Here is a 13987-nt window from a genome sequence, read left to right on the forward strand (position 1 = left end):
CTTTTGGATGTATGAAAGCTCAAGACATCCGAAACTCCTATCTCAAGTCCCTCAAAGCTAATGGCCACGCCGTCATCCCACGGGCGCAGCTGGTGCCTTACAACGACCCGTCGACCCTGTTCACCGGTTCCGGCATGCAGCCGCTCATCCCGTATCTGCTGGGTGAGGCGCACCCCGATGGCGTCCGTCTGGCCAACAGTCAGACCTGTCTGCGCGCCCAGGACATCGAAGACGTCGGCGACAATCGTCACACCACCTTCTTTGAGATGCTTGGCAACTGGAGCCTCGGTGACTACTTCAAAAAGGAGCAGATCCGCTGGTTCTTCAACTTCCTGACCGAAGAAGTCGGCCTGGATCCGCATAAGATCTACGTCACCTGCTTCATCGGCAGCGAGAAGTATGGCATCCCGCGTGACGACGAATCGGCCTCCATCTGGCAGGAAGTCTTTAAGAAAAAGGGCATTGATGCCGCCATCGTCGAAGTCGGCAGCCAGGCCGACGGCGACAAGATGGGCATGCAGGACGGCCGCATCTTCTTCTACGACGACGGCGAAAACTGGTGGAGCCGTGGCGGCGGTCTGGACAAGACGCCCGTCGGCGACCCGTGCGGCCCTGACAGCGAGGTCTTCTACGACTTTGGCGATCAGAACCACGACGCCAGCTACGGTCAGCCGCACCCGGCCAGCGATTCTGGCCGCTTCATGGAAATCGGCAACCAGGTCTTCATGCAGTATTTGCGCACCGAGAACGGGTTTGAGCCGCTCGAGAACAAGAACGTCGACTTCGGCGGTGGCCTGGAGCGTATCGCTGCCGCTTCCATCGACAGCCCCGATGTCTTCAAGATCAGCCTGCTGCAACCGATCATCACCAAGCTCGAAGAAATCTCCGGCAAGAAGTACGACAGCCACACCGCCAGTATGCGCGTCATCGCCGACCACCTGCGCGCCGCCACCTTCCTGGCCGTCGACGGCGTCAGCCCCAGCAACAAGGAGCAGGGCTATGTCATGCGCCGCCTGCTGCGCCGGGCCATCCGCTTTGCCTTTGAGCTGGGCGTGGAGCAGAACTTCTTTGAGCAGGTGGTGCCGGTCATCGCCGACCTCTACCATGAGGATTACCCGGAAGTCGCCGCCAACCGCGACGATGTCATCGCTACGCTGGTCAAGGAAGAGAAAGTCTTCCGCCAGACTCTGCGCAAAGGCCTGCGTGAGCTGGAAAAGCTTGAAAAAGTCGATGGCGAAGCGCTGTTCCGCCTCTACGACACCTTCGGCTTCCCAGTTGAGCTAAGCACCGAGGAGGCCTTCAAGCAGGATATCCCCGTCTCTGAAAGCTGGCGCACCGAATTCGACGCCAAGATGCAGGAACAACGTGAACGCAGCCAGACTGCCACTAAAGGCACTTTCAAGGGCGGCCTGGGCGGGCAGACCCTGCAGCACAAGAAGTATCACACGGCTACCCATCTGATGTACCAGGCCCTGCGTGATGTCCTGGGCGAGCACGTTATCCAGCGCGGCAGCAATATCACCGAAGAGCGCCTGCGTTTTGATTTTTCCCACCCCGAGAAGGTGACCCGCGAGCAGCTCGACGAAGTTGAAAAGATCGTCAACGAGCAGATCGGCCAGGACCTCAAGATCAGCTACGCCGAATATCCTACCAAGGTGGCCATCGAAGAGAAGGGCGCCCTGGGCCAGTTCGGTGACCGCTACGGCGAGACCGTCAAGGTGTACCAGATGATCGCCGATGATGCGGAGAAGCCCTTCAGCTTTGAAATCTGCGGCGGCCCTCACGTGGACCACACCCTGCAGCTGTTCGAAGATGGCAAGAAGTTCAAGATTCTGAAGGAAGAGGCCAGTTCGGCCGGGGTGCGGCGGATCAAGGCAGTGTTGCAGTAAGGCACGCCAGCTTCATAATCCATAAAATCAAACACCGGCTGCCGGCGGGCGGACGCCGAAGCATCCATCCCGCCGACAACCGGTTGCGGCCCGGAGGCCGCTGTGCATCCCGTCTCTACGGCGCCCAGGTGTACTCGCTCAGGAGCGAGATGATCACGACTCCCAGCGAAACCCACTGGTAGCGCAGCATGATCGTCACCCGTTCACTGAGGGGGTGGCTGGTGGTCGTGAGCCACCGGACGGACAGCACGATTGCCACGAGGATCGCGACCAGGCTGCCCCAGGTGATGCCCTTGATGAACATGTCGACGACCCAGTTGACGGCGTCGTACTCGGGCGATACGCCGAGCTTGGCGTAACCGCCATTCGCTGCCGCGACGAACTGCTCCAGCAGGCTGACGGCCAATCGGACCAGCCCCCACAGCAGTGCCACGAAGGCGACGGCGATGACGCCCAGGATTTCCCCCAGGAAGCGGAGGAGCATCCGGACGGGCTTGGACTGGAAGACCGTCTGGATGGCGTCGCCCGGACGGGAGGTGGTGCTAAGCATTGGCGTACTCTTTCTCTCGTGAGCGGTACTGCGGGCTTATAATATAATTATATCACAAAAATAATAAAAAATCAAGTATCCATAAGCTTGATAAGTAGAGTGCCCTAAAAATCAAACACCGGCCACCGGCAGGCGAGGCACCGAAGTGCACTCAGCCTGCCGGCGACCGGTTGCCGGCCCCCACGGTGGAGACCGGCGCGCCCTCACAGGAAGGCGATGCCTGGCTGGATGACCAGGACGAAGACCGCGATGGACAGCAGCATCATGGTGCGCTGCAGCGGCTCCGCCTTGGCCCAGGCCAGCCGGATGATCGGCACCATGAAGGTGGCCGCCAGGGCGAAGATCCAGCCCATCACCACCGCGCCGCCGTAGCCGGGCAGCGACGGCGGCAGCAGCAGCGCGTCCATCGGTTCGCCACCCAGTACGCGCGTGATGCGCACCGCGGTGGCGCCGTAGAACATCATCCAGCTGCTGACGAAGGCGACCGCCATCATCAGCAGGATCTGCAGCGGTCCCTCCCGGAAGATCCAGGTGGGGCGCTGTTCACTGCTTGATGCACGCTCTTCCATGAGACGCGTGACGTCGTCGTAGAGGGGCGTGTCCATCGCGAACATGTCGTGCGTGGTGGTCATCGTGTAGCTCCTTCGGGTCGGTGAGGCGGGTGTGGTCAAACGAGCAGCAGATTCATCATGCTGCAGCCGATGACGATGGCCAGCGTGAAGATCTGGAGCGGGCGGAACTCGCCCAGGCGAACCTTGCGGTTCATGTCGAGCGTGTTCAGTAGCATCCAGAGGATCGAGCCGGTGTTGATGAGGGCCACCAGACTACTGAACATGAACGTGTTGAAGAACATGTCGTCCAGCTTCTGGCGGCGCAGGTGGCTGAGCACATGTTCACCATGGTTCGTGAACCCGTCCAGCTCCGTGAAGAAGCTGATGGTCAGGTTGAGCCCGACGAATAGCAGTCCCCAGACAAGCCCACTGCCGATGGCGGCGAGGACCCACGGGGCGCTGCGGATGGTGCAGTGTGCCGTCGTCTGCATCCAGGGGCGGGGAAGCCGGGTCACCCAGGCGGGCGGCGGGGCTCCCTCGCGGACCTTGCGGATGGCGAGGGCGATGTTTCGGTGCGCAAGCGTGGTCATGACTCTCCTCGAAGATGGGTGGGTAGACGTGCCTGTATCTATTATTATAGCACAAAAAATAAAAATAGTCAATAATCATAACCATAATCATGGTTGCATTCGTCAAAAAAGAAACACCGGTCACCGGCAAGGCGCATCGCTAGTGACACGCCCCGCCGGCAACCGGTTCATCAGAGGTACGAGATCGCCCGGAGGAAATTGACGACCATCAGCACCGCCATCAGCGGCACCTGGGCCTTGGCCAGCCAGGCCAGGCAGTGCAGGTACGAACGCCGTAGTCCGGCGATCCAGATCGCCAGCAGCCAGAGACTGCTGATGCCGCCGAACCACAGGCCCTGACTGACGGATTCACTCATCACCAGGTCGAGCTGCTGTTTGACGGCCTCGACGGAGGTAAGCGGCATGTCGTTGATCTCCATCATGTAGCGCACCACCAGCTCGGTGCCGATCAGGGCGAAGCCCCACATGAACCCCATGACAGCGATGGCCATCAGCCAGAACCCCACAAGGAGCAGGTCGCTGAAGTTCTCGGACAGGCGGGCAAGGGTGCTGGTGCGCCGGGCGGCCGTCTGGGTGGGCATGACAGCACTCCAATCGTTCGACGAATCTGACTGCGATACTATAGCATAAACGATAATATAGTCAATCATCATCACAGAAACCGACCCGGCTGGCTTTGTATGCATAACCTCTATCATGTATACTGTTAGCGATGATTCTCGACAAAATTAAAAACGCCATTCCCCGCCGCTCCAGCGACGATGGCGCTGACAATACGCTGGTTGCCCTGGATATCGGTACGGAGTACGTCAAGGCGCTCGTGGCCGAGGTGAACGGCGATGACATCACCATCGTCGGTGCCGGCCGCCAGCACCAGGAGCTGAGTGATATGCATGGCGGCGCCATCGCCGATATCGGCGCGGTGGTACAGAACTGTGAGCGTGCCCTGGCCGAGGCCGAGGAGCAGGCCGGTTTCCAGGCGAAACGCGTGGTCATCGGCATCGCCGGCGAGCTGGTCAAAGGCCTGACCAACACCATCAAATATAAGCGGCCCCAGCCGGACCGGGCGCTTGATATGCGCGAGATGGAGCTGATCATTGAGAAGGTGCAGGAACGGGCACAGGCCAAGGCGCAGAAGCAGATTGCCTGGGAGACGGGTAATGCCGACGTGGAGATTAAGCTGGTCAACTCGGCGATCGTCAGCATCCATATCGATGGCTATAAGGTGAGTAACCCGATCGGGTTCCAGGGCCGTGATATGTCAATCCAGATTTATACGGCCTTTGCACCTATGGTGCACATCGGTGCTCTGGAGCGCACCGCCAGCGAGCTCGATCTTGACCTACTGGCAGTAGCGGCCGAGCCGTTCGCAGTCAGCCGCAGCGTGCTGGGCGTGGATGCCAGCACCTCGTTCACGGCCATTCTGGCGGATGTGGGCGGTGGCACGACGGATATCGCCGTGGTCAATGATGGCGGTGTCGAGGGGACGAAGATGTTCGGCATCGGCGGGCGGAGCTTTACGCGTACTATCGCGGCCGACCTCGACCTGGGATTCGATGATGCTGAAAAGCTGAAGCTGGCCATTGATGACCCCAACCTCAAACCGGCGGCCCGCCAGAAGATTGCCGCGGCCGTCGACAAGACGCTTGAGGTCTGGCTGAGCGGCGTGGAACTGGCCCTGGGTGAGTTCGATGCCATCGACCATCTCCCCAACCGTATCCTGTTGTGTGGTGGTGGCTCGAGCCTGGCCATGCTGATTGAGGCCCTGGAAGACCGCGATTGGTATAAACAGCTGCCGTTCACGCGGCGGCCGACGGTGCGCCACATCGAGCCGGACCAGGTGGCGGGCATCATCGACCAGACAGGCAAGGTGACCGACCATACATACATTACCGCCATGGGACTGCTCCGGGTCGGGTATGATACCATGATAGGAACACGTCCTTCCGAGGGTATCAAGGAAACCTTTAACCGCATTCTCAGCGTATAATCATAAATCCATAACTTAGGCGTACACTGACACGAGAACATGCCAAAAACAGTCATATATATCGATACTGAAGACGACATCACCGCGGTCATCGGCAAGGTAAAAGCCGCCGAGAGTGATATCGTCGCGCTGGTGCCTCCCAAGCGGACCGGCATGCTGCAGAGCGCAGTCAACCTGAAGCTGCTCAAGCGGGCGGCCTCTGGTGCGCGCAAGCATGTGGTGTTGATTACCAGTGACCCGTCGCTGCGTTCGCTCGCCGGCGGCGTGATGATTCCGAGTGCTAAAAATCTGCAGAGCCGGCCGGAAATCGCTTCTGCCGGGGCACCGATTGATGACGAGGAAGATGTGGTCAATGGCAGTGAACTGGCTGTCGGCGATCTTGATGATGCACTGGGCAATGGCGATAAGGCTGTGCCCACCAGGTCCGACCGGCTCGGTGATAAAGAGGCGCAGGCGGTCGGAGCAGCCACATTGGCGGCTGCCAGGCCGGCACCAGTGCGGGCCGGTGCCGCAGCTACCGGGCCGGCCGCCGCCGGCAAGGATAAGCCGGGCGATGCCAAAGGGCACAACAAGGTGGCCATACCTGACTTTGGCAGGTTCCGCAAACGGTTGTACCTTGGTGGACTCGGGGCGGTGCTGTTGGGCGTACTTATCTACTGGGCGTACTGGATTGCGCCGACGGCCAGGGTGGCTATCACGGCCAAGACCGAACTGACCAATATCGAAGAAAGTGTCTCGCTTGACCCGGCGGCGGAGTTTGATGCCAGCAAGAACCTGCTGCCTTCGGAGACGCAGGAGCTGAAGAAGACGGCGGCCGTCGATTTTGACGCCACCGGCAAGAAGGACGTCGGCGAAAAGGCCAAGGGGCAGATCGTCTTCAAGAACTGCGAGACGCCGACTGCGCAGACCATCGATGCCGGCACGGCCGTCAGCGTCAACGGGCAGAACTATGCCACGCAGGCTGCCGTGACGGTGGCTGGCGGCACGGGTAACTTCATCACGGGCTGTACCAGTGCGGGATCTTCGCCGGCGGTCAGCATCGTGGCTTCCGATATCGGTGAGAACTACAACCTGGCAAACGGTACCAAGTTGGGTGTCAGCGGCCATAGCAGCGAACTGACGGCCACTGTCACGGCTGCGGTCAGTGGCGGCTCCAAGCGGACCATCACCGTCGTCTCGCAGGCGGATGTCGACAAGGCCAAGCAGAGCCTGAACGCCAGCGACGATAACGCTGCCCGTACCGAGCTCTTTGCCAAGTTCAACGGCAACACGACCGGCATCCGCGAAAGTTTCAAGGTGCAGACCGGCGAGCCGGCAGTCAGTCCGGCCATCGACGCCGAGGCGACCAAGGCTAAGTTGACGGCCGAGACAACGTATACTGCCATCGGTGTCCGCAACCAGCAGCTCGATGAGTTCCTCAACAAGATAATTAATGAGGATATGGATAATAAGGAGCGCCAGAGTATTTATGACAATGGCCGCAAGGAGATGAAGGTCTCGGATTTCCAGAGCCTGGATGGCGGACGGGCTTCCTTCCGGCTGAAGACGACCGGATACATCGGTTCCAAGATAGACCAGAAGAGCCTGAAGGAGCAGATGTCCGGTAAGGTCTACGGCGAAATCGAATCGATCGTGCGGGACGTGCCGAACGTGGAGCGCGTCGACATCACCTTCTCACCGTTCTGGGTGACCAAGGCGCCATCACCTGACAAGATAACCATAACGCTTGACGTCAAGAAGAATGGCGAGTAGGGTCATACTCGCCTTCGACGTCGGAGCGCGTCGGGTGGGGGTGGCCCGCGCCGTCGTGCCGCCACGCATTGCGGCTGGCATCAGGACGCTTATCAACGATGATGCCATCAGGGCAGAGCTGGCAGCACTGTACGCCGAGGAGAAGCCTGATGTCGTCGTCGTCGGACGGCCGCGCAACCAGGCGGGTGAGACCACGGCGCAGACGGAAGTAGTGGAGGCCTGGGCAGAGCAATACCTGGAACCGCTGGGTGTGCCGGTGGATTGGCAGGATGAAAGCCTGACCTCGGTACATGCCGAACGCCAGCTGGAAGCAAGCGGGAAGCCATACGCCAAAGCCGACATCGACCGCAAAGCCGCAGAACTGATACTAATTGACTATCTGGAAGAATCGGAGGACCGCTAAGATGCAACCGTTCAACAAAGAGCCGGAAGCTGGCGGCGTCCAATATTCCCTGAACCAACACATGAAACCGGCCCCGAAGCGCCGCTGGCCGTGGGTGGTGGCCGGACTGACAGTGGTGATGCTGGCCGCTATCGGCGGGAGCATATTTTGGTATTTCGAAGCCCTCAAGGCGCCTGCTGCCTCGGCCAAGCCGGAACTGTTCACGGTCAAGAGCGGCGACTCGGCCAGTGCGATTGCCGGCCGGCTGCATCAGCAGGGGCTGATACGGGATACGTTGGCGTTTCAGATAGCCCTGCGGCTCAGTGGCAAGGCCGGCAATATCAAGGCGGGCAGCTACCGTCTTGCCGCCTCTGAAAATGCGACAGATATCATGGAAAAACTGGAGTCGGGCAAGGTGGATGTGGTAAACTTGCAGATTTCTCCTGGCATTACGCTTGATATGGTGAAGACGCAGTTCGTTGGAATCGGTTTCCGCAAAGATGCCGTCGATGCCGCCTTTACGAAGCGGTATGAACACCCGCTGCTGAAAGACCGTCCGGGCACAGCCACCCTGGAAGGGTATGTTTTCCCTGATACCTACCGGATCCAGCTGGATGAGGGGCCGGAAGTGGCACTCAAACAGGTGTTTGATACGTTCTATAAGAAGCTGACTGCCGAAAATGCGATTGACGGTGCCAAGGCCAGGGGTCTGAACCTGCATCAGCTGGTGACACTTGCTTCCATCATCGAGAAAGAGGTCAGCTCGGCAGAGGATCAGGCGCATGTGGCGCAGGTATTTTTGAAGCGCATGAAGGAAGATATGGCGCTTGGATCGGATGTTACCTACATGTATGCCGCCAAGCTGATGGGCGTCAAGGCGACGCCGGAGCTGCAATCCCCGTATAATACGCGCCTTGTCAAGGGGTTGCCGCCAGGGCCTATTGCCAATACCCGTCTCGGAGCCATCAAGGCAGTGCTTAATCCAACACCGACTGAAGACCTGTATTTCGTAGCCGGAGACAACGGAATCACGTACTTTTCTAAGACATTGGCAGAGCACGAAGCTAATGTTTCTGCACATTGTCAACTTGGTTGCCAATAGTCGTCTAACAGGGGTCAATCTGTTGAAATGTTATGAAAAAATTAACACAAAAATTGACTTTTTGGTGCATGGGGAGTACTATTGGTACATAACGCTTGGGCGGTGGATATGCTAAAAGTGCGTTCAATCACGCTTTAGACCCATACGACAAGGGTTACTCCAAGTCAATCCATAAGGGTGATCTACAGTAATTTAAACAAACAGCGATAAACTTATTATTATCAAAGTTGATCAATAATAATCGTAGGTCGATTCACCCTGTCATGCACCTGTTCAAAGCGGGATGTATGAGATTGTCCTGGAGCAGCTAAGTGGTAACACTTCAGCATGGAGAAGCATATCAGTACACTAGCGAAAGTGAAGAGTTTGTACTCCTCACGTAACCAAGCAGGCGCCAAATCTCTTTCATTAAAGAAAAAGAATGGTCGTCGAGATAAGTTAACCGCAGCGTTCTCTTACGTTTCAATTGCGCTTTTGATAGTCAGTGTCCTTTCCGTCAATTATCAAAGCGCCACCGACAGCACTGAAGTATTTGGCGTTGCCAATGCTCAGGCTGCCGCTCAAGAAGAAGGTTCAATCGATCAGGTTTCGGCCGCCGGACTTGCGGCTACTATTGCTGAGTCTGCGGATATCAGCGTTGAGGCGAATGTCGCCAACCTTTCTACCAGTCTGAACGCCCGCACTGAATTGGCCCAATCCAATGAGGCATATGCTTCAAAGCCGCAGATGGTGGCCACTACCGAGCGCAACGGTGTCAAGACGTACAAGGTCAAGCAGGGCGATAACGTCCAGAAGGTCGCCTCGGCCCATCGTGTCTCCGTTGACACGCTGCGCTGGGCCAATAACCTTACCGGCGACAGCCTTGAGCTTGGCAAAGAACTGACCATCCCAACCGTTGACGGCGTGGTATATACCGTCAAGAACGGCGACACCGTCGAAAACCTGGCCAATAAGTACAAGGCCAGCCGTGACCGTATCGTCAGCTTCAATGACGCTGAGCTGAGCGGTCTGCGCCCGGGCCAGCAGATCGTCATCCCCGGCGGCATCGTGCCAGAGACCGAGCGCCCCGGCTATGTACCACCCCGCCCGACCTACAGCTACGGCAGCTTTGCCGGCAGTGCTTCCTACACTGCCTCCAGCTTCACGCCGGTATATGGCAACAACGGCTACGTCCATGGCTACTGCACCTACTATGTCGCATCACGCATCTCCGTGCCACGCAACTGGGGCAACGCGGCTACCTGGGCCTACTACGCCAAGGCAAGCGGCTGGACGGTCAGCTCGCAGCCGCAGGCAGGTGCTATCGCCCAGCGCGGCGGCGGCCTCGGCCACGTGGCTATCGTCGAAGAAGTGTCTGCGGATGGTTCCCAGATCCGGTACTCGGATATGAATGGCCTGGCCGGCTTCAACCGGGTCGGCACCAGTGGCTGGGTACCAGCTTCCAGCTATCCGAATTACATCTACCGATAAGGAATAGAAACAAAGGGTAAAGCGCCGGGATAACAGTTCCGGCGCTTTGCTGCTATAATCGAGACACTGTAACTGAGTGTTGCAAAAAGAGGTAGATAATTTTATGAGTTTTGTTGATAGCGCTAAGATCATGGTAACGGCCGGCAAGGGCGGCGACGGTGTCGTCAGCTTCAGGCATGAGATTTATGTCGATAAGGGCGGTCCGGATGGTGGCGACGGCGGCCGGGGTGGCGATGTCGTCTTTGTGGCCAGCCGAAATGTCAATACGCTTGATGATTTCCGCTACAAGCAGGAAATCAAGGCCGAGGATGGCGAAGCTGGTTCTAAGCGCCGGCGCCACGGTAAGAGTGGCCGCGATGTGACGGTCAAGGTGCCGGTCGGCACGGCTATTGTCAATGACGAGACAGGCGAAACGATGGCCGACCTGGCCGAAGATGAAGCTTCGGTGGTATTGGCAAAAGGCGGTCGCGGTGGTTTTGGGAACGCCCACTTTACTTCGTCGACCCGCCAGGCGCCCCGCGTCGCTGAGCTGGGCGAAGAAGGTGAGGTCTTTGAGTTGCGGCTGGAGCTGAAGTTACTGGCGGATGTCGGACTGGTCGGCTTGCCGAACGCCGGTAAGTCTACGTTCCTCAGTTCTGTCAGCCATGCCCGGCCAGAAGTGGCCGACTATCCGTTCACCACGTTGGTGCCGCATCTTGGCGTGGCGACCATCGATGAGACTTCGTTATTGATTGCAGATATTCCAGGTTTGATCGAGGGAGCCAGCGAGGGCAAGGGGCTGGGCGACCGTTTCCTGCGCCACGTGGAGCGTACAGCGGTGCTGCTTCATCTGATCGATGCCTACTCCAATGACGCCGCCGAAACATATCAGACTATCCGGCGGGAACTGGCGGCGTACGGCGCCCATTTGGCAGAGCGCCCGGAGGTGATCGCCCTGACCAAGACCGAAGGGCTGGATGACGACATCATCGCCATGCAGCAGGATGCTATCCGTGACGTTGCCGGCAAAGATGCGGAAATATTCGCGATTTCCTCACACAGCGGTCACGGTGTCAAAGAAGTGCTGCGTCTGTTGCGTCGACATGTCGAAACTGTCCGCAAAGCCGAGGCGGAGCGGCTCGCCGCCGAGAAGGCCGAGCAGGCAATGGCCGTGATCGAGCTTGACGACCGTCAGCAGGACGAGGCCTGGCAGGTACGCGAGGAAGACGGTGCCTACATCGTGACCGGCGCCAAGATTGAGCGTTTTGCCGCCCGCACCGACTTCGCCAATATCCATGGCGTCATCCGCCTGCGCGATATCCTGCGCAAGATGGGCATTCGTCACGAGCTGGAGCGCATGGACGCCTCACCGACGGCTACCATCTACATCGGTGATGCCCGGAAGTACCGGCTGACCATGGAGGATATGGAATAGGCGCGGCAGCTTCTTCATATGATAAGCTAGGCCTATGGCAGCATCCCCATCATTATTCTTCTACGACCTCGAGACCAGTGGCACCGATCCGCGCAAGCAGCGCATCATGCAGTTCGCCGGCCAGCGCACCGACCTTGACCTCAATCTTATCGGCGAACCGTTCAACCTGATGGTCGCCCTGACCGACGAGGTGTTGCCCGACCCGCAAGCCATCATGATTACCGGCATCTCACCGCAGAAGACGCAGGAAGAAGGCTATAGCGAAGCGGAGTTCCTCCGCATCTTCCAGCAGGACATCTGCGTGCCGGGTACTACCATGCTCGGTTTCAACAGCGTACGGTTTGACGATGAGTTCATGCGCCATACGTTGTACCGCAACTTTTACGATGCCTACGAATGGAGCTGGAAGGACGGCTGCTCGCGCTGGGATCTGCTTGATGTCGTGCGCATGACCCGGGCACTACGGCCGGACGGCATCAAGTGGCCGGTGACGCCTGAAGGTGCGCCAACTAACCGCCTCGAGCTGCTGACAAAAGAGAACGGCCTGACGCATGAGCATGCCCACGATGCGCTCAGTGATGTACTGGCCCTGATCGACGTCGCCCGTCTCATCCGGCAGAAGCAGCCCAAACTGTATGATTATCTGTTTAAGATGCGGGCCAAGAAGTGTGTGGAAGATCTGGTAAATCCGCAGAATCCGCAGCCGTTCGTCTACACTTCCGGCCGGTATCCCAAGGAGACGCTGCACACTACTGTGGCTTTCCCGTTATCTTTAAGTAATTACCCCGGCACCATCATCGTCTATGACCTGCGTCACGACCCGGCGGATTGGGCCGATAAATCAGTGGAAGAACTGCGCAGTCTCCGTTTTGTCAAATGGGAAGACCGCCAGAAGCCGGAGTATAAGCCGTTCCCCGCCAAAGAATTGGGGTGCAACAAGTGTCCGGCCGTAGCGCCCATGGGCACATTCGATGCGGCGGCGCAGGAGCGGTTGGGGCTGAGCCTGGAAACTATCGAAAAGCACAAGACGGCGCTCATCAAGACCGGCCTCGCGCAGAAGTTACAGCAGGTGTTCGCGCGTGAGAAGGCCGAGCGGGGCGAGACTGACTGTGACGGTGCTCTGTATGACGGCTTCATCGGCGAAGGCGACAAGACCAAAATGCGTGCCGTCCGGGCAGCTGACCGTTCAAACATTGCCAGTCTGAAGCTGGATTTTAATGACAATCGGCTTGCTAGCCTGCTGCCGCGCTACAAAGCCCGTAACTATCCGCAGACACTCAGCTCGGAAGAAAAATTTGCCTGGGAAGAGTACCGCACCGCCCGGCTGCAGGCTGATGCGCCAGGCTTCCTGAAACAGATGCAGGAGCTGGCCAAGCAGGTGTCGGAAGAGCAGGACGACAACAAGGCCTTTTTGCTGCAAGAACTGCAGCTCTGGTTTGAGAGCATCATGCCCGTCGATGACTAAACGGCAGACGCGCGTTACGATTGCCGCGCAGCAATGATGACTTGGCGGCGAATGGCCGGCAGGGGAGACTTGCGCAGCACCTCGGCTGTCGGACTGGCGGGTGCGATGACCTGGATGGGCGTGTGCCGCCAGTGCCTGCCGCCATACGCCAGCATCCAGCCCACCAGCACCAGTAGCGACAGCCCCAGCATGACGAACCACGGCAACTGAATGTCGAGACCAGGTATGATGCCGGCCATCAGGAAGGCGCCGCCGTGTTTGGCGATGTTGCCCGTCAAATCAGTCATTACCAAAGCGCCAGCCAGGCTGACGGATGTGCCAAAAATAAACACGTTCTTCACGCGGTCTCCTCCGTTTATGTTGCTATGAAACTTATTACTACGATACCAAGTATTTGCTGACGGCACAATAATATTTTAAAGCACAAGCATAATAAAAACGGCGGCCTGCGCCTGGGCATGGCCGCCGTCCGTCCGGGTCTCGCTTTTTTGCTGCGCTACAACCGCTTTTTCAGTTTATGGCTCACCGAGTGCCGGCCCAGGTGATCGTTCCAGCGTTTCTTGACGTACCGGTAGATAATCATGAATTTCCGCTCGATCCACTGCTTCAGCCGGTCCACCCATGGCAGCTCGGTGGCAATGATGGCAATACCGGCAAAAATGGCCAACAGGCCAGGGCCTGGCACTACCAGCATGATGATGCCGGCGATGATGGTGGCAATGCCCGCCAGCAGCACGAACGGAATACGGATGATACGGGGCACTTTGCGCCAGTTGCGTTTTATGGATTCCATGATGGTATTATAACAGCGAATAGTAATGGGCGGAGATCG

14 protein-coding genes are annotated in these 13987 nt (G+C 58.3%); 8 read left to right on the forward strand and 6 right to left on the reverse strand.

Annotated features, from left to right (window positions below; genetic code table 11):
* Nucleotides 1-11: 11 nt before the first annotated feature.
* Complete coding sequence (locus JNJ66_01740; protein ID MBL8159157.1) at nt 12-1889, forward strand: alanine--tRNA ligase; 1878 nt, start codon at nt 12-14, stop codon at nt 1887-1889.
* Between the two features lie 115 nt (nt 1890-2004).
* Here JNJ66_01740 and JNJ66_01745 read toward each other — a convergent pair whose 3' ends face one another.
* The 4 genes from JNJ66_01745 to JNJ66_01760 all read right to left on the reverse strand — a co-directional run bounded on the left by JNJ66_01745 (nt 2005) and on the right by JNJ66_01760 (nt 4161).
* On the reverse strand, nt 2005-2439 hold the full coding sequence (locus JNJ66_01745; GenBank protein ID MBL8159158.1) for a hypothetical protein: 435 nt from the start codon (nt 2437-2439) through the stop codon (nt 2005-2007).
* 203 nt (nt 2440-2642) lie between these two features.
* Entirely contained in the window at nt 2643-3044 is a 402-nt protein-coding gene (locus tag JNJ66_01750; GenBank protein MBL8159159.1) for a hypothetical protein, read from the reverse strand.
* A 62-nt stretch (nt 3045-3106) separates the two neighbouring features.
* A complete protein-coding gene (locus tag JNJ66_01755) occupies nt 3107-3580 on the reverse strand; it encodes a hypothetical protein (GenBank protein ID MBL8159160.1) in 474 nt (157 codons plus the stop codon).
* Nucleotides 3581-3750: 170 nt separating this feature from the next.
* A complete protein-coding gene (locus JNJ66_01760; GenBank protein ID MBL8159161.1) occupies nt 3751-4161 on the reverse strand; it encodes a hypothetical protein in 411 nt (136 codons plus the stop codon).
* Between the two features lie 131 nt (nt 4162-4292).
* Here JNJ66_01760 and JNJ66_01765 point away from each other — a divergent pair, with 131 nt between their 5' ends.
* From JNJ66_01765 to sbcB, 7 genes are all read left to right on the forward strand, one after another.
* Nucleotides 4293-5570 (forward strand): hypothetical protein, encoded by a 1278-nt coding sequence (locus JNJ66_01765; GenBank protein ID MBL8159162.1) that lies wholly within the window; start codon nt 4293-4295, stop codon nt 5568-5570.
* Between the two features lie 39 nt (nt 5571-5609).
* Complete coding sequence (locus tag JNJ66_01770; GenBank protein MBL8159163.1) at nt 5610-7322, forward strand: hypothetical protein; 1713 nt, start codon at nt 5610-5612, stop codon at nt 7320-7322.
* Complete coding sequence (ruvX, locus tag JNJ66_01775; protein ID MBL8159164.1) at nt 7312-7725, forward strand: Holliday junction resolvase RuvX; 414 nt, start codon at nt 7312-7314, stop codon at nt 7723-7725. Before JNJ66_01770 ends, ruvX begins: the two co-directional genes overlap by 11 nt.
* Nucleotide 7726: 1 nt before the next feature.
* Nucleotides 7727-8806 carry an endolytic transglycosylase MltG gene (gene mltG / locus JNJ66_01780; GenBank protein ID MBL8159165.1) on the forward strand — a complete coding sequence of 360 codons (1080 nt, stop codon included), beginning with the start codon at nt 7727-7729 and terminating at the stop codon, nt 8804-8806.
* A 474-nt stretch (nt 8807-9280) separates the two neighbouring features.
* Nucleotides 9281-10276: a LysM peptidoglycan-binding domain-containing protein gene (locus JNJ66_01785; GenBank protein ID MBL8159166.1), complete on the forward strand. Its 996-nt coding sequence runs from the start codon at nt 9281-9283 to the stop codon at nt 10274-10276.
* A gap of 103 nt (nt 10277-10379) precedes the next feature.
* A complete protein-coding gene (obgE, locus tag JNJ66_01790) occupies nt 10380-11690 on the forward strand; it encodes a GTPase ObgE (GenBank protein ID MBL8159167.1) in 1311 nt (436 codons plus the stop codon).
* A gap of 34 nt (nt 11691-11724) precedes the next feature.
* The gene (gene sbcB / locus JNJ66_01795; GenBank protein MBL8159168.1) at nt 11725-13155 is read left to right on the forward strand and encodes an exodeoxyribonuclease I; all 1431 of its coding nucleotides are present in this window, start codon (nt 11725-11727) and stop codon (nt 13153-13155) included.
* Between the two features lie 14 nt (nt 13156-13169).
* On the opposite strand, the gene JNJ66_01800 is transcribed toward sbcB, so the two are convergent.
* Nucleotides 13170-13496 (reverse strand): hypothetical protein, encoded by a 327-nt coding sequence (locus JNJ66_01800; protein ID MBL8159169.1) that lies wholly within the window; start codon nt 13494-13496, stop codon nt 13170-13172.
* Between the two features lie 155 nt (nt 13497-13651).
* Nucleotides 13652-13948, reverse strand: a complete 297-nt coding sequence (locus JNJ66_01805) for a hypothetical protein (protein MBL8159170.1) — start codon at nt 13946-13948, stop codon at nt 13652-13654.
* Between the last annotated feature and the right edge of the window lie 39 nt (nt 13949-13987).

The sequence above is a fragment of the Candidatus Saccharibacteria bacterium genome, assembly GCA_016789455.1.
Taxonomy (GTDB): domain Bacteria; phylum Patescibacteriota; class Saccharimonadia; order Saccharimonadales; family Saccharimonadaceae; genus CAIJKY01.

What these genes read in the sequence shown, in the direction of transcription:
- JNJ66_01740 (MBL8159157.1), top strand. Translation starts at nt 12, where the DNA reads ATGAAAGCTCAAGACATCCGAAACTCCTATCTCAAGTCCCTCAAAGCT.
- JNJ66_01745 (MBL8159158.1), bottom strand. Translation starts at nt 2,439, where the DNA reads ATGCTTAGCACCACCTCCCGTCCGGGCGACGCCATCCAGACGGTCTTC.
- JNJ66_01750 (MBL8159159.1), bottom strand. Translation starts at nt 3,044, where the DNA reads ATGGACACGCCCCTCTACGACGACGTCACGCGTCTCATGGAAGAGCGT.
- JNJ66_01755 (MBL8159160.1), bottom strand. Translation starts at nt 3,580, where the DNA reads ATGACCACGCTTGCGCACCGAAACATCGCCCTCGCCATCCGCAAGGTC.
- JNJ66_01760 (MBL8159161.1), bottom strand. Translation starts at nt 4,161, where the DNA reads ATGCCCACCCAGACGGCCGCCCGGCGCACCAGCACCCTTGCCCGCCTG.
- JNJ66_01765 (MBL8159162.1), top strand. Translation starts at nt 4,293, where the DNA reads ATGATTCTCGACAAAATTAAAAACGCCATTCCCCGCCGCTCCAGCGAC.
- JNJ66_01770 (MBL8159163.1), top strand. Translation starts at nt 5,610, where the DNA reads ATGCCAAAAACAGTCATATATATCGATACTGAAGACGACATCACCGCG.
- ruvX (MBL8159164.1), top strand. Translation starts at nt 7,312, where the DNA reads ATGGCGAGTAGGGTCATACTCGCCTTCGACGTCGGAGCGCGTCGGGTG.
- mltG (MBL8159165.1), top strand. Translation starts at nt 7,727, where the DNA reads ATGCAACCGTTCAACAAAGAGCCGGAAGCTGGCGGCGTCCAATATTCC.
- obgE (MBL8159167.1), top strand. Translation starts at nt 10,380, where the DNA reads ATGAGTTTTGTTGATAGCGCTAAGATCATGGTAACGGCCGGCAAGGGC.
- sbcB (MBL8159168.1), top strand. Translation starts at nt 11,725, where the DNA reads ATGGCAGCATCCCCATCATTATTCTTCTACGACCTCGAGACCAGTGGC.
- JNJ66_01805 (MBL8159170.1), bottom strand. Translation starts at nt 13,948, where the DNA reads ATGGAATCCATAAAACGCAACTGGCGCAAAGTGCCCCGTATCATCCGT.